Origin of the sequence: Streptomyces sp. NPDC098101, from assembly GCF_044760185.1 — a bacterium.
In the GTDB taxonomy this organism is placed as follows: domain Bacteria; phylum Actinomycetota; class Actinomycetes; order Streptomycetales; family Streptomycetaceae; genus Streptomyces.
In genome coordinates this window covers 651,284-668,457 of the sequence record NZ_JBIWAS010000001.1, presented here as the reverse complement: position 1 = coordinate 668,457, position 17,174 = coordinate 651,284, and the positions used below count along the sequence as shown (strand labels likewise).

Annotated in this window: 14 protein-coding genes and 1 tRNA gene; 8 read left to right on the top strand and 7 right to left on the bottom strand. The window is 74.3% G+C overall.

Features of this window, described 5'->3' with window-relative positions; translation table 11 throughout:
• The first annotated feature begins 5 nt into the window (after nucleotides 1-5).
• From ACIQVI_RS02815 to ACIQVI_RS02800, 4 genes are all read left to right on the top strand, one after another.
• Nucleotides 6-956: an NAD-dependent epimerase/dehydratase family protein gene (locus tag ACIQVI_RS02815; protein ID WP_351971721.1), complete on the top strand. Its 951-nt coding sequence runs from the start codon at nucleotides 6-8 to the stop codon at nucleotides 954-956.
• Nucleotides 953-1,615 (top strand): spherulation-specific family 4 protein, encoded by a 663-nt coding sequence (locus tag ACIQVI_RS02810; protein WP_351971720.1) that lies wholly within the window; start codon nucleotides 953-955, stop codon nucleotides 1,613-1,615. Before ACIQVI_RS02815 ends, ACIQVI_RS02810 begins: the two co-directional genes overlap by 4 nt.
• Nucleotides 1,612-2,598: an endo alpha-1,4 polygalactosaminidase gene (locus tag ACIQVI_RS02805; protein WP_403590186.1), complete on the top strand. Its 987-nt coding sequence runs from the start codon at nucleotides 1,612-1,614 to the stop codon at nucleotides 2,596-2,598. Before ACIQVI_RS02810 ends, ACIQVI_RS02805 begins: the two co-directional genes overlap by 4 nt.
• A 553-nt stretch (nucleotides 2,599-3,151) precedes the next feature.
• On the top strand, nucleotides 3,152-4,501 hold the full coding sequence (locus tag ACIQVI_RS02800; protein WP_403590183.1) for a hypothetical protein: 1,350 nt from the start codon (nucleotides 3,152-3,154) through the stop codon (nucleotides 4,499-4,501).
• On the opposite strand, the gene ACIQVI_RS02795 is transcribed toward ACIQVI_RS02800, so the two are convergent.
• Nucleotides 4,498-6,633, bottom strand: coding sequence for an ATP-binding protein (locus ACIQVI_RS02795; protein WP_403590181.1), 2,136 nt, complete (start codon nucleotides 6,631-6,633; stop codon nucleotides 4,498-4,500). The two genes, ACIQVI_RS02800 and ACIQVI_RS02795, sit on opposite strands and share 4 nt — an antisense overlap.
• A 372-nt stretch (nucleotides 6,634-7,005) precedes the next feature.
• Between ACIQVI_RS02795 and ACIQVI_RS02790 the strand changes: the two genes are divergently transcribed.
• The 3 genes from ACIQVI_RS02790 to ACIQVI_RS02780 are packed head-to-tail and all read left to right on the top strand — an operon-like array spanning nucleotide 7,006 to nucleotide 10,692.
• Complete coding sequence (locus ACIQVI_RS02790; RefSeq protein ID WP_403592221.1) at nucleotides 7,006-7,566, top strand: (2Fe-2S)-binding protein; 561 nt, start codon at nucleotides 7,006-7,008, stop codon at nucleotides 7,564-7,566.
• Nucleotides 7,563-8,558 carry an FAD binding domain-containing protein gene (locus tag ACIQVI_RS02785; protein ID WP_403590178.1) on the top strand — a complete coding sequence of 332 codons (996 nt, stop codon included), beginning with the start codon at nucleotides 7,563-7,565 and terminating at the stop codon, nucleotides 8,556-8,558. Before ACIQVI_RS02790 ends, ACIQVI_RS02785 begins: the two co-directional genes overlap by 4 nt.
• A gap of 34 nt (nucleotides 8,559-8,592) precedes the next feature.
• Nucleotides 8,593-10,692 (top strand): xanthine dehydrogenase family protein molybdopterin-binding subunit, encoded by a 2,100-nt coding sequence (locus ACIQVI_RS02780; RefSeq protein WP_403590175.1) that lies wholly within the window; start codon nucleotides 8,593-8,595, stop codon nucleotides 10,690-10,692.
• Nucleotides 10,693-10,777: 85 nt separating this feature from the next.
• Here ACIQVI_RS02780 and ACIQVI_RS02775 read toward each other — a convergent pair.
• Nucleotides 10,778-10,854: transfer RNA gene (locus ACIQVI_RS02775), tRNA-Pro, on the bottom strand.
• A gap of 472 nt (nucleotides 10,855-11,326) precedes the next feature.
• On the opposite strand from ACIQVI_RS02775, the gene ACIQVI_RS02770 reads away from it, so the two are divergent.
• Complete coding sequence (locus ACIQVI_RS02770) at nucleotides 11,327-12,535, top strand: acyl-CoA dehydrogenase family protein (RefSeq protein WP_403590172.1); 1,209 nt, start codon at nucleotides 11,327-11,329, stop codon at nucleotides 12,533-12,535.
• A 163-nt stretch (nucleotides 12,536-12,698) separates the two neighbouring features.
• Here the strand turns inward: ACIQVI_RS02770 and ACIQVI_RS02765 are convergent, their stop codons facing one another.
• Genes ACIQVI_RS02765 through ACIQVI_RS02745 form a run of 5 tightly spaced genes read right to left on the bottom strand, consistent with a single transcriptional unit; the run spans nucleotide 12,699 to nucleotide 16,670 of the window.
• Nucleotides 12,699-13,271, bottom strand: a complete 573-nt coding sequence (locus ACIQVI_RS02765; RefSeq protein WP_121829548.1) for a GAF domain-containing protein — start codon at nucleotides 13,269-13,271, stop codon at nucleotides 12,699-12,701.
• A complete protein-coding gene (locus ACIQVI_RS02760) occupies nucleotides 13,268-13,891 on the bottom strand; it encodes an ATP/GTP-binding protein (RefSeq protein WP_351973953.1) in 624 nt (207 codons plus the stop codon). Before ACIQVI_RS02760 ends, ACIQVI_RS02765 begins: the two co-directional genes overlap by 4 nt.
• Nucleotides 13,869-14,240, bottom strand: coding sequence for a DUF742 domain-containing protein (locus ACIQVI_RS02755; RefSeq protein ID WP_073812833.1), 372 nt, complete (start codon nucleotides 14,238-14,240; stop codon nucleotides 13,869-13,871). The genes ACIQVI_RS02760 and ACIQVI_RS02755 overlap by 23 nt, the downstream gene beginning before the upstream one ends.
• Nucleotides 14,241-14,242: 2 nt before the next feature.
• Nucleotides 14,243-14,677: a roadblock/LC7 domain-containing protein gene (locus ACIQVI_RS02750; protein ID WP_030215496.1), complete on the bottom strand. Its 435-nt coding sequence runs from the start codon at nucleotides 14,675-14,677 to the stop codon at nucleotides 14,243-14,245.
• A gap of 7 nt (nucleotides 14,678-14,684) precedes the next feature.
• Entirely contained in the window at nucleotides 14,685-16,670 is a 1,986-nt protein-coding gene (locus ACIQVI_RS02745; protein WP_403590167.1) for a sensor histidine kinase, read from the bottom strand.
• Nucleotides 16,671-17,174 lie beyond the last annotated feature (504 nt).

Here is a 17,174-nt window from a genome sequence, read left to right as displayed (position 1 = left end):
CAGCAATGCGGATCCTCGTCCTCGGCGCCGGCGGATACCTGGGCGGCCACGTCACCGAGCGGCTGCGCGCGCTGCCGGGCGCGCGGGTGCTCGTCGGCGGCCGTTCCCCGGGGGCCGACGTCGCCGTCGACCTCGCCTCCGACCGCCCGTACCTCCTGGCGGGGGCGCTCGCGAAGGCCGCGCCCGACGTCGTGGTCAACTGCGCGGGCGCGACCGGCGGCGACGCCGTCACCCTCGCGGAGGTGAACGCGCGCGGGCCCGCCGCGCTGTGCGCGGCCCTGCGGGAGGCCGCTCCCGGGGCCCGGCTCGTCCATCTGGGGTCGGCCGCCGAGTACGGGCCGGGGACGCCCGGCCTGCGGGTGGCGGAGTCGGAGCCGTGCGCCCCGGCGGGGCCGTACGGCGCGACCAAGCTGGCGGGCACGGTGGCGGTGACGGCCTCGGGCCTGGACGCGGTGGTGCTGCGGGTGGGCAATCCCGTGGGCGCCGGGGCGCCGGTCACGGGCCTGCCGGGCCGGGTGGCCGCGCTGCTCGCCGAGGCCGAGTCGGCGTCCTGGGACGGGCCGGAGGGGGAGCTGCGGCTCGGCGACCTCTCCGCGTACCGCGACTTCGTGGACGTACGGGACGTGGCGCGGGCGGTGGAGCTGGCGGCGACCGCGCCCGGTCCGCTGCCGCCCGTCCTGAACGTGGGCGGCGGCGAGGCGCTGCCCGTACGGGAGTTGGTGCGGCGGCTCGCGGACGCGGCCGGGTTCCGGGGCCGGATCGTGGAGGCGGTCGGGGACGGGGACGGCGGGGGCGGTTCGGAGCGGTCCGCGCGGGTGTCCTGGCAGTGCTCGGACATCGGCGCGGCCGGCGCCGCCCTGGGCTGGGCCCCGGTCCACTCCCTCGACGCGTCGCTCGCGGCGCTGTGGGAGGCCCGGTCCCGCTCCTTCGTGCCCGACGGGGTGGCGGCGCCGTGAGCCTGCTGATCCCGCTGTACGTCCACCCCGCCGAGGATCCGGACGCCTGGCACCGGCTGATCACCGGGGCCGCGCACACGTACGCCGTCGTGCTCAATCCGGCGAGCGGCCCCGGGGACGCGCCGGACCCGGCGTTCGCCGCCGCGGCCCGCGCGCTGCGCTCCGCGGGGGCCCGGCTGCTGGGCTACGTGGACACGGACTACGGGATGCGCGACACGGAGGTCATCACCGCGGAGGCGCTGCGGCACCGGGAGTGGTACGGGGTGGACGGCTGTTTCCTGGACCAGACGACGGCGGGGCGCGACGGCCTGCCGGCCTGCCGGCGCACGGTGCGTTCGCTGCGCCGGGAGGGCATCTCGCCCGTGGTCATCAATCCGGGGGTCCACCCCGCCCCCGGCTACGTGCGGCTCGCGGACCTGACGGTCACCTTCGAGGGCCACTGGTCGACGTACGTCTCGACGTTCAGCCGCCCGTCGTGGACGGCCCGGCTGCCGTCCGAGCGCCTCTGCCACCTGGTGTACGGGGTGCCCGCCCCGCTCGTCCCGCTGGCCGTGCGCACCGCGCGGGAGCGGGGCGCGGGGGTCTGCGGCCCGGTGACGGGCGAACCGCCGAACCCCTGGTCGGGGCTGACCCCGGCCCTGGCGGAGGCGGACCGATGAGGTGGCGGCCGGGCACGGCCCCGGCGGCCGTGCTCCTGGTCCTGGCGACCGCCCTGGCGGGCTGCTCGGTCGGTGCGGAGGGACCGGCCGAGGGCGCGGGAGGGGATACCCGTACGACCCCGGGCCCTTCCGCGACCGCCCGGCCGACGACCCCCGCCCCCTCCCCCACGACCGGCCCCCCGCCCCCGTCCCGCCCACCCGGATCCGCGACGGGCCCCGCGCCGGGCCCCACCACCGACCGCCCCGCACCGGACCGCACGCCCACCCGCCGCCCCGCGTCCGGCGCGCGCTGGCAGCCGCGCCCCGGCCTGGCCTGGCAGTGGCAGCTCGACGGCAAGGTGGACCCGTCCGTGAACGTGCCGGTGTACGACATCGACGGCTTCGAGAACAGCGCGGCCGACGTGGCCCGGCTGCACCGGGACGGGCGCAAGGTGATCTGCTACGTCAACGTGGGCGCGTGGGAGGACTACCGCCCCGACAAGGACGCGTTCCCCGAATCCGTCCTGGGCGGCCCCAACGGCTGGCACGGCGAACGCTGGCTGGACATCCGCCGCCTCGACGTCCTGCGGCCCCTGATGGAGCGCCGGTTCGACATGTGCCGCGACAAGGGCTTCGACGCGGTGGAACCGGATCTGGTGGAGGGCTACGGCAACGACACCGGGTTCCCCCTGACGGCGGACGACCAGCTCCGCTACAACCGCATGATCGCGGACATCGCCCACGCGCGCGGTCTGGCGGTGGGCCTCAAGAACGACCTCCACCAGATCCCGCTGCTCGTGGACCACTTCGACTTCGCGGTCAACGAGGAGTGCGCCCAGTTCGACGAGTGCGGTCTGCTCGAACCCTTCATCGCGGCGGGCAAGGCGGTCTTCCACGTGGAGTACGAGGAGGCCCCGGCCCACTTCTGCCCCCGGTCCCGCTCCCTCCGCCTGTCGTCGATGCTGAAGAACCCGGAACTGGACGTGTGGCGGAAGCCCTGCTGACCGGGGCGGTTAAGGTGTGTCCGCGACGACACCACGCCCGCCGCTCGCCCAGGAGGTCATGAGTGGGGCCAGCCGAACCCCCGCCGCTACGCGTGCCGGTCGGGGAGGGATCCCCCCGCTGGACGAGCCGCACCGTCCGGCGACGGGTCCTGCTGGTGGTCCACAACGCCACCTCGGCGGGCCGCCTGCTCGACCTCCTGCCCCTCTTCCACGACGACTTCCGCGTCCAGCTCCTGGTCACGTCCACGGGCTCCTCCGCGTTCCAGAGCGGCATCCGGGAGATCTTCGCCGAGCTGGAACTCCCGGTGCTGCCGTGGGAACAGGCGCTGGCGACGCGGGTGGATCTGGCGATCTCGGCGAGTTTCGGGGGTGAACTCGCGGACATCCAGGGCAATTTGTCGGTTATCTCACACGGTGTCGGATATACTAAGAGACTGGGCACACCGGGAGCCGGGAGCCGGGAGCCGGGAGCCGGGAGCCGGGAGCCGGGAGCCGGGAGCCGGGAGCCGGGAGCCGGGAGCCGGGAGCCGGGAGCCGGGAGCCGACGTTCGGGTTGTCGCCGGAGTGGCTTCTGGCCGACGGGCGGCCGTTCGTCGACGGGTTCGTCCTGTCCCACCCGGAGCAGTTGGAGCGACTGGCCCGCGCGTGCGCCGAGGCGGTGCCCTCCGCCGTACTGGCCGGTGACCCCTGCTTCGACCGGATGCTCGCGGCCCGCCCGTACCGGGACAGGTTCCGACGGGCCCTGGGGGTGCGCCGCGGGCAGCGGCTCGTCGTCCTGAACTCCACCTGGAACCCGGAGGGATTCTTCGGGAGCGGCGGCCGGGACGTCCTGCCCGGCCTGCTGCCCCGGCTCGCCGCCGAACTGCCCGCCGACGACTACCGGCTGGCCGCCGTCCTCCACCCGAACATCTGGCACGGGCACGGCCCCGGCCAGATCCGGGCGTGGCTGGACCGGGCCCGGCGCGGCGGGCTGACCCTGATCGACCCCGTCCACGGATGGCGGCAGGCGCTCCTCGCCGCGGACCTGGTCCTCGGGGACTTCGGGGCGGTGACCTACTACTCCGCGGCCCTCGGCACCGCCGTGCTCCTGGCGGCGGACGGACGGGAGAAGCTCGATCCCGAGGCGCCGCTCGCGGAGTTCGTACGGCGCGCGCCCCGGCTCGACCCGTACGCTCCCCTGCGCCCGCAGGTGGAAGGGGCGCTGGACGGACACCGCCCGGACCCCGCCCCCGCAGGGTTCGTCACCTCGGACCCGGGCCGGTCGGCCGCGCTGCTGCGCCGGCACTTCTACGCGCTGATGGACCTCCCCGAGCCCGCCGCCCCCGCGTCCCTGGAGCCCCTGCCGCTCCCTCCGTACGATCCCCCGAGGCCGACCGCTCTCCTGTACGTGCGGACGCGCGTCCACGGGACCGACATCACGATCGAGCGCTCCACGGAGCAGCCGTACGACGCGGCCGGTGCCTCCCACCTCGCCGTGCACGAGGACACCCGCCACCCCGGGGACCTGGAGACGGCGGACCTGATCACCCGCGACGGGCGGCCGGACGATCCGCGCCTGGGCGGCGCGGACCTGTGGACCGCCGAAGTGCTGCGGGAGCATCCGCACTGCGCGGCGGCGGTGTACGTGACCGGGCCGGACGCCTGCACCGTGCGCACCCGGAACCACGGCGTATTCCGGCTGACCGCCGGTGCCGGGGCGGACGCGGACCCGGCGGCGTACGCGTCCTCGCTGTACGCCTGGCTGGCGCACGGCGGGACGGTCCCCCGGGACGGGGTCACGCTCCGGACGCGCACGACGGGCGGCACGCACCCCTTCCTCGTGGAGGCCGTGGAGGCCGTGGAGGCCTTGGAAGCCGGGGAGACCGGCGCGGCCGGGGATCCGCAGCCGGCTGCCGGCGGCTAGCCGGCCGCGCCCCCGCAGCGTCTCCGCAGACCGGCCAGGTACCGGAGGTGCGGAGCGGCGGCCGGGGTGAGCAGGGCCTCCGCGTCGGCGATCCGCTTCAGGGCCTCCCCGTCGTCGCCCGCCTCGTGCAGCGTCTCCGCGAGGTCCGTGAGGGCGCGGGCCCGGTTGTACGGCTCCGCCGGCCTCTCCTCCGTCCCCGCGAAGAACTCCACGGCGCGCTCCAGCAGACGGCGGGAGTCGTCGAGGCGGCCCATGCCGCGCAGGGCCCGGCCCTGGTGACGCTCCACCAGGGCGAGGGCCCGGGGCAGGTCCTCCGCGCCTTCGTGGCGTTCCTGGCCGGAAGTGATCCTTCGGTAGACGCTCTCGGCCTCGACGAACCTCTCGTACGCCTCCTCGTACAGCCACCGGTTCAGGCACAGCAGTCCGAGGAGTTCCACGGACGACGCCTCGCCCCGCAGGTGCCGGGCCGCCCGCTCGTACGTGACGGCGGCGCGCGCCGCGCGGTTCGCCTGTTCCCAGCGGCCCAGCTCGCCCAGGCAGTGCGCGAGCTGGAAGTGCAGCGCTCCCGCCATCCGCCCGTCCGCCTCGTTCTCCTCGGCGCACCGGGACGCGGCGCGGAGCGCCGGGAGCACCTCGTCCCAGTGCCCGGCCTTCAGCTGCAGCGGCCACAGGGTGCGGGCGAGCCGCAGGGCGGTGGTGATCCGCCGGTGCTCTTCGGCCACGGACACGGCGTGGACCACGTTGGCCGCCTCGGCCGCGAGCACCGCGATGCCGTCCGTCTCCCCGCCGGGCGCCGGCCGGCCCTCCGGCGGGGGCTCGGTCCGCCAGCTCGTCGGCAGGGCGGCGTGCGCCGCGCGCAGGGCCCGGTCCAGGAGCGCGTCGAGCACCCGGGCCACGGCGTCCGAGCACTCCTGGGCGCCGTACTCGGAGGCGGCGTCGGCCAGTTGGCGCCTGACCTCGGGCCGGAAGCGGTAGCGCAGGTCGGGCAGGCGTTCCAGGAGGTCGGCGTCCGCCGCCTCGGCGAGCATCCGGGCCGCCCGCTCCTCGTCGAGGCCCGCGGCGGCGGCCGCGATCCCGGCACTGACGGACGGCCAGCCGCCCAGTGCCGTGAGCCGGCAGAGCCGTACCGTCCCCGGGTCGAGCAGGAGGGAGGCGTGCTCGGCGGTGGCCCGCACCGGATGGTGCCGCCAGGCCTCGGCGCCCCGGTCCGGGGCGGCCCCGCCCGCGGCGAGCAGCCGCGCCTCGGCGTGGAGGGCGAACGGATTGCCCCGGCAGCGGTCGAGCAGTCCGGGCAGCTCCGCCTTGACCCGCGCGGCGTTCTCGGGGCCCGCCACCTTCCGCACCATCTGCTTCGCGTACCGGTCGCTCAGCGGCGGCACCGGAATCCGCTCCGCCTCCAGAAGGAGGGGAGGGCCGGACACGACGACGAGCAGGAGGACGTCGGGGGTGGCCGGTACGAGGCCGCGGACCTGGGCCAGGGAGGTGGCGTGGTCGATCACCACCAGTATTCTGCGGTCCACGGTGAGCTGCCGGTAGAGCCGCTCCCGCTCCGCTTCGGAGGTCGGCGTCCGGTCGGGATCGACGCCCATCTCCCGCAGCAGCCGCAGCAGCACGGCGGCCGGTTCCGGTCCGCTCTCCCCGGCCGATCCGCGCAGGTCGACGTAGAACTGCCCGTCGGGGAAGCGGTCGCGGCTCTCGGCGCCGAGGCGCAGGGCCACGGACGTCGTGCCGCTGCCGGGCGGCCCGGAGAGCAGCGCGACCCGGGGCCGCCCCTTCCAGGGGCGGGTCGCCTCCCCGAGGAGCCGCTTCAGCACCTTCCGGTGGTTGGTGAAGGCCCGGGGAGCGGGGGGCATACCGGCGCCGGACGGGGCGTCGATCCGCTCCTGGCCGCTCTCCACGAGCAGCGCCCACTCGTCGGCCCGCCCGGGATCGTGGGCCAGCCTCGCGTACAGCCGCCCGGCCAGTTCCCGGCGGTCCTCGGCACCGGCCGGGAGCGGGGTCTCCCGGCCGAGCGTCCTCCTCACCAGGGCGCCCGCCGACAGGGCAAGGTTCTTGCCGACCTCCCCCGCGGCCCCGTTCCCCACTCCCAACAAGAACGTGGTGAGCGCACTGAGCGCCACGACCTCCAACACGCCGGCCCCTCCCCCTGGTCGCCCGTCCGCCTCTGGCCGGACTGTATCGCCGTGACTCGGGCGCACGGAAACATTCAGGCCTCCGTGGTTTCCCCCGTCGCCGCGAGAACTTCCCTCTCCGACGCGAGACATGCGGCGCGGCGGCGGTCCCGGGGCAAAGTCGGGGGAAAGCCGGGGAAGAGGGTCCGGTGGAAATCAGGGTGGCGGTCCGTGTCGGCCGCGCCCCGGATGTGTCACCTCCGTGGGCCGGGGCCGCCCGCCGGATCCGGAGGCCGTCGCGGGGACCCGCCGCATGGGCCACGCCAGGCGGGGCAGACGCCCCTCGCATACCGTCGACGAAGGCGAAGACGAGGAGGAGACCCCGTGGAACCCGTGGACCGGACCACACCGCCGGGCGAGGCCCAGGACGTCGATCCCGAGGCCGCCTCCCGCCTCACCCTGCGGGTCAACGGCACGGCCCGCGCCCTCACCGTCGACCACCGCACCACCCTTCTGGACGCGCTGCGCGACCACCTCGACCTCACCGGGTCGAAGAAGGGGTGCGACCACGGGCAGTGCGGGGCCTGCACCGTCCTCCTCGACGGGCGGCGCGTGAACAGTTGTCTGCTGTTCGCCGTCGCCTGCGCGGGCGCGTCCGTCACCACGGTCGAGGGCCTCGCCGACGGCGACCGGCTCCATCCGGTCCAGGAGGCGTTCGTCGCCCGGGACGCCCTGCAGTGCGGCTACTGCACCCCCGGTCAGATCTGCTCGGCCGTCGCCCTCCTCGACGAGGCCGCCGCCGGGCAGCCGTCGTACGTGACGCCGCCGGAGCGGCCGGCGGACGGCCCGGTGTCCCTCACCCCGGACGAGATCCGCGAGCGCATGAGCGGGAACATCTGCCGCTGCGGCGCCTATCCGAACATCGTCGACGCGATCGGGGAGGCCGCGCGGTGAAGCCCTTCGCGTACGTCAGGCCGGAGCGCACCGAGGAGGCGATCGACCGGTTCGCCGCCCAGCCCGGCGCCCGGTTCCTCGCGGGCGGGACCAACCTCGTGGACCTGATGAAACTGGGGGTCGCGGGCCCGCCGCTGCTCATCGACATCAACGGGCTGCCGCTCGACACCGTCGAGGAGACCGCCGCGGGCGGCCTGCACGTCGGCGCGACCGCGCGCAACAGCGACGTCGCGGCCCATCCGCTCGTGCGCGCCCGCTACCCCGTCCTCTCGCAGGCCCTCCTGGCCGGCGCCTCCCCCCAGCTGCGCAACGCGGCCACCACCGGGGGCAACCTGCTCCAGCGCACGCGCTGCCCGTACTTCCAGGACGCGTCGAAGCCCTGCAACAAGCGCATGCCCGGCTCGGGCTGCCCCGCCAGGGAGGGCGTCCACCGCGATCTGGCGGTGCTCGGCCATTCGGCCCACTGCGTCGCCACGCACCCGTCGGACATGGCGGTCGCCCTCGCCGCCCTGGACGCGGAGGTCCTGCTGCGCGGGCCGGCGGGCAGCAGGACGGTGCCGGTCGCGGAGTTCCACCGGCTGCCCGGCGACCGCCCGGACCGGGACACCGTCATCGAGGACGGCGAGCTGATCACCGGCGTGACGCTGCCCCCGCCCCCGCCCGGCGCGCGCGGCGCCTACCGCAAGGCCCGCGACCGCGCCTCGTACGCCTTCGCGCTCGCCTCCGTCGCCGCCGTCCTGACCGTCGAGGACGGGCGGATCGGTCACGCCGCCCTCGCCTTCGGCGGCCTCGCCCACAAGCCCTGGCGGGCCCGCGCGGCGGAGGAGGTGCTGCGCGGCGCCCCGGCGACCGCCGAGACGTACCGGCGGGCCGCCGACGCCGAGCTGGCCGCCGCCGAGCCGCTGCGCGACAACGGCTTCAAGGTGCCCCTCGCCCGCAACCTCGCCGTGAGCGTGCTGCACGACCTCGCGTCCCGCGCCGACACGGCCTGACCGCCCGACCGCCCACCACAGGAGGCACCGCGCCATGACCAGCCAGCTCGTGCGGCCGACGACGGGAGCCGTCCGTCGCGACGCCCGGCAGAAGGTGACGGGCGAGGCCCGCTACGCCGCCGACCGGACGCCGCCCGGCTGCCTCCACGCCTGCCCCGTGCCCGCCACCGCGGCCCGCGGCCGGGTCACCGCCGTGCACGCCGACGCGGTCCTGAAGCTCCCCGGCGTGCGCGCCGTGCTCACCCACGAGAACGCGCCCCGGCTGGGCGGGGCGGACGACCCGACGCTGCTGCTGCTCCAGGACGACCGGGTCCCGCACCGCGGCTGGTACGTGGCCGTCGTCGTCGCCGACACGCCGGAGATCGCGCGCGAGGCCGCCGAGGCCCTCGGCGTCGACTACGCGGTCGAGGACCACGACGTCCTGCTGCGCCCCGACCACCCGGACCTCTACACGCCCGAGGAGGCCAACGGCGGCCATCCTGCCGTGCGCGAGCGCGGCGACTTCGCCGAGGCCTTCGCCGCCTCTCCGGTACGGCTCGACGCCACGTACTCCATGAGCGCCCTGCACAACCATCCGATGGAGCCCCACGCGTCCACGGCCCACTGGGAGGACGACGGGCTGACCGTGTACGACTCCAGCCAGGGGGCGTCGACGGTCCGGGACGTCCTCGCGGGCCTCTTCGGGCTGCCCCCGGAGCGGGTCACGGTCGTCTCCGCCTTCGTCGGCGGCGGCTTCGGTTCGAAGGGCACGCCCCGGCCCCCGTGCGTCCTCGCCGCGATGGCCTCCCTGCACACCGGCCGCCCGGTGCGCCTGGTCCTGCCCCGCCGCGAGCTGGCGGCGGTGGTGGGTCACCGCGCGCCCACCGTCCAGCGCGTGCGGATCGGCGCGTCCGGCGAGGGCGTGATCAGCGCCCTCTCCCACGAGGTCGTCACCCAGACGTCGGCGGTGAAGGAGTTCGTGGAGCAGGCCGCCGTCCCGGCCCGCACCATGTACACCTCGCCCCACAGCTTCACCGGTCACCGGGTGGTGGCCCTGGACGTGCCGTCGCCGTCGTGGATGCGCGCCCCGGGCGAGGCCTCCGGCATGTACGCCCTGGAGTCGGCGATGGACGAGCTGGCCGGGGCGGCGGGCGTCGACCCGGTGGAGCTGCGGCTGCGCAACGAGCCCGACGCGGAGCCCGACAGCGGCAGGCCGTTCAGCAGCCGGGGTCTCGCCGACTGTCTGCGGGAGGGCGCGCGGCGCTTCGGCTGGGAGGGCCGCGACCCCCGGCCGGGCGTCCGCCGCGACGGGGACCTGCTGTGGGGCACGGGCGTCGCCTCGGCCACCTATCCCGTCCTCCTGAGCCCGTCGAAGGCCTCGGCCCAGGCCGATCCGGACGGGCGGTACACCGTACGGGTCGACGCCACCGACATCGGCACGGGCGCGCGTACCGTCCTCGCCCAGATCGCCGCCGAGGCCCTCGGCGTCCCGCTCGAGTCCGTGGGGGTCGAGCTGGGCAGCAGCGGTCTGCCCGACGCCCCGGTCGCGGGCGGCTCCTCCGGCACGGGCTCCTGGGGCTGGGCCGTGCACAAGGCCTGCACCGCCCTGCGCGAGACGCTGGCCGGCCGCTCGGGCCCGCTGCCGCCCGGGGGCGTCACCGCCGAGGCGGACACCGAGGAGGAGACGGGGCGGGAATCCCCGTACGCCCGTCACGCGTTCGGCGCCCACTTCGCGGAGGTCCGCGTCGACGCCGTCACCGGCGAGGTCCGGGTGAGCCGGCTGCTCGGCGTGTACGCGGCGGGGCGGATCCTCAACTCCCGTACGGCCCGCTCCCAGTTCATCGGCGGGATGACGATGGGGCTCGGCATGGCGCTGACCGAGCACAGCACCATGGACCCCGCCTTCGGCGACTACACCGAGCGCGACCTGGCCTCCTACCACGTGCCGGCCTGCGCCGACGTGCCGGAGATCCAGGCGCACTGGCTGGAGGAGCACGACCCCCATCTCAATCCGATGGGCAGCAAGGGCATCGGGGAGATCGGCATCGTCGGCACGGCCGCGGCGATCGCCAACGCCGTCCACCACGCGACCGGCGTGCGCCTGCGCGAGCTGCCCCTGACCCCGGACCGGCTCCTGCCCCACCTGCCGACCTGAGGGACACCGCGCCGTCGGCCCGGGAACGCACGAAAGGCCGTCCTCCCATCGCATGAGAGAACGGCCTCCGACCCGCGTTTCCGCGTGGTCGGGACGACAGGATTTGAACCTGCGACCCCTTGACCCCCAGTCAAGTGCGCTACCAAGCTGCGCCACGTCCCGGTGCCCGTCTGACCTGGGGTTTTCCCCTGGCCGAACGCGCATGAGAACAATACCGCACTTTCCCGGGTGGTCACGAACCCCTTTCCCGGCGCCCCCGGGCGAGGCGGACGGGAGGGGGCGGGGTGGGGGCGGAGAGGGGGCGGAATGCCGCTCTTCCGTGGAGGAAGGCGCTCATGTGGCGAAGAAAACGGCCTCGCCACCCTATGTCCAGACCTTTCTTGCCCCTGGCATGTGGCAGAAACATGCCCACGGGCACGTGGCCCGGATAGGGCCGAGCAGGCCAAGTCCACCCGAAACATAGTCGAACTCAATCGTCAACCGCTCCTGTTTCAGACAAACTTCGTTCCGTTATTGATCCATCACAGAAAGATCAACACCATGAAGAGGTCGGCCTGTTCGGGACGGGACCACTGCCGATGCACCACCTGATCGGACAACCCGCCGATCAGGCGTTTCGCGGGAGGGACTCGTCATGGACAGCTACTTCAGCAGCAGGCTGCATCGCGACCTCAGGGAGACGGTCCGGGACTTCGCGGAGCGCGAGGTCCGGCCGCGCATAGCCGAGATGGAGGCGTCCCGGACGGTCCACCACGAGCTGTCCCGGATGATCGCCGAGCAGGGCTGGCTGGGCGCGACGATCAGCCCCGAGTACGGCGGCATGGGCGCCGGCCACCTGGCCAAGACCATCATCATCGAGGAGCTCTCCCGGGTCAGCGGCGCCATGGGCGCCATGGTCCAGGCCTCCCAGCTGGGCACCGCCAAGATCGTCCACTTCGGCAGCGACGAGCAGCGCAAGACCTGGCTCCCGGCGATCGCCGCCGGCGAGTGCCTGCCGACCATCGCGGTCACCGAGCCCGACGCCGGCGGTCACGTCCTCGGCATGACCGCCAGCGCGGTCCGGGACGGCGACGACTACGTCCTCAACGGCAGCAAGGTCTACGTCGGCAACAGCCATGTGGGCGATCTGCACGGCGTCGTGGTCAGGACCGGTCCCGGCTCGAAGGGCCTCAGTGCGTTTCTGGTCGAATCCGATCGCCCCGGTTTCAGGACCGGTCCGCAGCAGACGGCCATGGGGCTCCACGGCTTCAGCTTCGGCGAGCTGATCTTCGAGAACTGCCGGGTGCCGGCCTCCAACCGGCTCGGCGACGAGGGCGACGGCCTCTCCGTCGCGTACTCCTCCAGCGTGCTGTACGGGCGGGCCAACCTCACCGCCGTCTCCCTCGGCATCCACCAGGCGATCCTGGAGGAGACCACCCGCTTCGCCTCCGAGCGCATCCGGTACGGGAAGCCGCTCCACGACCTCCCCACGGTCAAGCTGAAGCTGGGCCAGATGCAGTCCCGGCTCATGACCGCCCGGCTGGCCGCGTACCACGCCGTGCACCTGCTCGACCAGGGCCTCTCCTGCGACGCCGAGCTGATGAACGCCAAGCTCGTCAACGTCGAGTCGGCGCTCGACTCCGGCCGCAACGCCATGGAGATCCACGCCGCCGCCGGTCTCTTCACGGACCGGGCCATCGAGCGGTACCTCCGGGACGCGCACCACATCTTCGCCCCCGCCGGCACCTCCGACATCCAGCTCCTGCGCCTGGCCGAGGTCGCCCTCGGCCAGGACAAGGGCAGCTGGTCGGAGCGGCTGTCCGAGCTGGTCCGCACGCCGGAGCCGGAGCCGCTGCCGGTCTGATCCGCGTACGGCTCCGATCCCCCGTACGGCTCCGATCCGCGTGCCGCACCGACCGCGTACGGTTCCAACCGCGTACGGCACTGACCGCGTACGGCTCCGACGGGCCGGGGCCCGGTACGGTCACCGCCGTACCGGGCCCCGGCCCGTCGTCGTGCGCCCGCGGTCAGAGACCGCCGTCCTCACGGCGGTTGATCTGCTCCATCAGCTCCGCGGCCATCGCCTTGATCGTCTCCAGGCCGGCGCGCCCCCACGGGCGCACGTCGGTGTCGACCACGCAGATGGTGCCGAGCGCGACCCCGGTGCGGTCGATCAGCGGCGCCCCCATGTAGGAGCGGATGCCGATCTCGTCCACGACCGGGTTGCCCGCGAAGCGCGGGTAGTCGCAGACGTCCTCCAGGACGAGCGCCTTGCGCCGCACCACCACGTGCGGGCAGTAGCCGTGGTCACGGGCCATGAAGCGGCCGACGCCGCCCGCGCCCGCAGCGGCGGCGCCCAGGTCGCTGCCGGAGTGGGTGCCCTCGGGGGTGTGGAGGCCCGCGAAGAACTGCCGGTTCTCGTCGATGAAGTTGACCATCGAGAACGGGGCGCCGGTCATCTCGGCGAGCCGGTGCGCGAAGTCGTCGAACGCCGGCTCCGGCCGCTCCCCCAGGCCGAGTTCGCGCAGCCGTCGCACCCGGGCCGGCGCGTCCTTGTCGTTCGGGGTCAGCAGGAGGTGACCGGTCGGGTCGTAGGTCATGGCGTGGCTCCGTAGCTCGGCACGGTGTCCGGGAGGGTGGTGAGCAGGTACTGGACGAGGGTGAGGAGGGTGCTGATGCCGGAGCTGGAGATCCGGGCGTCGCAGAGGACGACCGGCACCTCCGGGTCGAGGTCGAGCGCGGACCGCACCTCGTCCGGCTCGTAGCGGTGGGAGCCGTCGAACTCGTTGATCGCGACGACGAAGCGGATCCCCCGCCGCTCGAAGAAGTCGACGGCGGCGAAGCACTCCTGGAGCCTGCGGGTGTCGGCGAGGACGACCGCCCCGAGCGCGCCCTCGGAGAGCTCGTCCCACATGAACCAGAAGCGCTCCTGGCCGGGGGTGCCGAAGAGGTACAGCACGTGGTTGTTGTCGAGCGTGATGCGGCCGAAGTCCATGGCGACGGTGGTCGTGGTCTTGGACTCCACGCCCTCCAGGCTGTCGGTGGCCGCGCTGACCGAGGTCAGCAGCTCCTCGGTGCTCAGCGGTTCGATCTCGCTGACGGCGCCCACGAGGGTCGTCTTGCCCACGCCGAATCCGCCCGCCACCAGGATCTTGACCGCGGTGGGGAAGGAGTCGGTCGCGAGGCTCTCGTGACGCTCAGAGCCGTTGTCGTAGGCCATCGAGCACTGCCTCCAGCAAGGAACGGTCGGTTGGGTTGGCGTGGAAGCGGGGCGCCCGGGCGGTGAGCGCCCCGCAGTCCACGAGGTCGGAGAGCAGGACCTTGGTGACGACGGCCGGCAGCCTCAAGTGCGCCGCGATCTCGGCCACCGAGGTGGGTCCGTCGCACAGCCCGAGGGCCAGGCTGTGCTCGGGACCCATGTGCGCCTGGGGGGACGAGCCGGTCGCCATCACCATCGACAGCAGGTCGAGGGCGGTGGTGGGCTTGGTCCGGCCGCCGCTGACGGTGTACGGACGGATCAGCCGGCCGGCCGCGTCGTCGAGCCAGGGTCCTTCCTGAGGGGACGTCACGATTACTGCCCGAAGCCGCCGAGGGCACCGGCTGCCTGCCGGGCGGGAGTGACCAGATAGGGCCGGACGCTCTTGACGAGCATCGCCATCTCGTAGCCGAGGACGGCGGCGTCCGCCTCGCGCCCGGCGAGGACGGCCAGGCAGGTGCCGGAGCCGGCGGTGGAGACGAACAGGAGGGTGGAGTCCAGCTCCACGACCACCTGGCGGACCTCGCCGCCGTCGCCGAAGCGGGCGCCCGCGCTCCGGCCGAGCGAGTACAGGCCGGAGGCGAGCGCCGCCATGTGGTCGGCGGCGTCGGGGTCGAGTCCGTGGACGGATTTGACGAGGCCGTCGGAGGAGAGCAGAACGGCGTTGCGGGTGTACGGGACCCGCTGGACCAGTCCGCTCAGCAGCCAGTCGAGGTCCGAGGAATGGCCGGTCGGCGCATTGCTCGCCATGGTGCATCTACTCCTTGTGGGAGTCGCCGGGACGCGGCGACTCATGGGGGGCGGGCTGGGATTCCGCGAGCCCGATGCCGCGCTGGAACGCGGCCATCAGACCCGGATCGTGCAGGGCGTGCTCCTCGGTCCTGCGGATGACGGGTTCCTCGCGCAGCTGCGGGACGAGGTGCTCCTGGGCGCGCCGCTTGGGAAGCAGGGGACGGCCGTTGTCCTCTGCGGGGGGTGCCGGGGGCAGCGGCGAGACCAGGGAGGGCGGCGGGCCGGTGTGTCCGGTGTCGGCCGGACGGTCCGGGACCGCGGGGGTGTGGCCGGTGTCGCCGTACCCGCCGTGCCGCTCGGTCGTACGGGGGTACGCGTGCGAGCCGGTGGCGGGGGTGTCCTCGTGGCGGACGGCGGTCCGCTCCGGGGAGGTCGGGGACGCCGGGGCGTGGGAGGGGGACGCTCCGTCGAACGGTGCGGGCACGGGGGCCTGCGGGTGGGAGGGGACGGGGGACGGGACGGTGGGCGACGGAGTCTGGTACGGCGGGACCTGGGCCGGTACGGGGGCCGGGTGCCGGCCTGGGTCCGGCGCGTGGGCCGGGGCCTGGGCGGGCGTGTGGGCCGGGTTCCGGTCCGGTGCCTGCTGCGGGGCCGTGACGGCGGGCTGGGCCGGGGGCTGGGGCTGCAGCTGCACCTGGCCGGGCGGGATCGCCGAGGATCCGGCGGTCGCCGCGGCCTGGCGCTCGTGCTGGGCGAGGCCCTCCGGGTCGGCGCCGAGGAGGCCCTGCGGGAGGACGAGCACGGCCTGGACGCCGCCGTAGATGTTGGACTGGAGGCGTACCGCGATGCCGTGCCGCCGGGCGAGGGCCGAGACGACGAAGAGTCCGATGCGGCCGTCCTGGAGCAGGTGCGAGACGTTGACCTGGTCGGGGTCGGCCAGCAGGGCGTTCATCTTGTTCTGCTCGGCGGCGGGCATACCGAGTCCGCGGTCCTCGACCTCGATCGCGAGGCCCGCCGTGACGTACTGGGCGCGCAGCAGCACCGTGGTGTGCGGCGCGGAGAACAGCGTCGCGTTCTCGACGAGTTCGGCGAGGAGGTGGATGACGTCGGCCACGGCATGGCCCCGGAGCGTACCGTCGATCGGGGGTACGAGCTTCACGCGCGGGTACTGCTCGACCTCGGCGATGGAGGAGCGGAGCACCTCGGTCATGGTGACCGGGTTCGACCACTGGCGGCGGGAGATGGCGCCGCCGAGCACGGCGAGGTTCTCGGCGTGGCGGCGGATGCGGGTGGCCAGGTGGTCGACGTGGAACAGGCCCTTGAGCAGCTCCGGGTCCTCGACCTCGTTCTCCAGTTCGTCGAGGAGCTGGATCTCGCGGTGGACCAGGGACTGGAGGCGCCGGGCGAGGTTGACGAAGACCTCGACCTTCTGTTCGTTGCCGACGCTGCTGGAGAGCCGGGACGCCTGGACGACCGAGGCGACGGCGGCTTCGTGAGAGCGCGTCAGTTCCTGCGAGAGGAGGTCGAATTCGTCACCTGTGGCGGATGCGGCCGTCGGTGCGGGGCGGGGCGGGATCCCCTCTCCCCTGCGCAACTGTTCGACGATCGCACGCAGTTCGCTCTGGCCCCGGGCACTGGTGCGGCGCAGGGCGTTGCAGCGATCGAGGACCGCCTTGGCGGCGCGGTCGGCGCCCAGCGCCGCGGCCGCGACGGAGGCGACGGTGAGGGCGGCGGCGCCGGTGAGCGCGGCCCAGAGGCCGGGGGTGGGGCTGGCTCCCGTGGAGCGGATGGTGAAGAGGACCGCTGCCGCGCCGCCGAGGGCCACCGCGACGGCGGGGAGCACGGAGGTGCGCAGGAGTTGGGGCCGTATGCGGGCTTCCGCGGGGAGGGGCGCGGGGGACTGCGCCGTGGGGTTGCTGCCGTTACCGGTGGCGGAGCGGGCGCCCGGCCGGCCGTGCCGCCCGCCCTCGCGTCGGTCGGAACGCGAGGCGGGTGCGCGAAGTTGAGACATGAGTGTCCTTGGTACGTGCCCAGGAGTCGGCGTACTGCGGGGAGCGTGCGGGGGGGCGTGCTGGGTGTTCTACCGGGGTGGACTACGGGGGTCGTCTACGGGGGTGTGGTGAGCCTACCGGTGATCATCAACCACACACTGTAGTCGTCAACCGTTCATGTGCGGTGCGCAGTTGGCAAACTTACCCGTAGAGCGACCCCCTCTGGTATCGCCCCTCGCACAACAGGCCGAGAACAGTCGGCCGAAAGCCGTCGCCATGGCGCGGAGTGATCGCCGGGGAGCGGGAACGGAAGGGGATGGAGACGCCCCCGCGCCTCCGCCTCCTGCGGAAATCGCCCCCGACCGGAATCTCCTGGCGGGGGAGGCGGATCCGGCCGGTCCGCCCGCCCCCGGGGGCGTGTGCGATCTCCGCCACCCCCGGCCTGCTTCCGCGAAGGCCGCCTTCCGCGACCTGGTCGGTACCCGGGACGGTGGCCGGATCCGTACGCCCGACGGCTCGGCGGT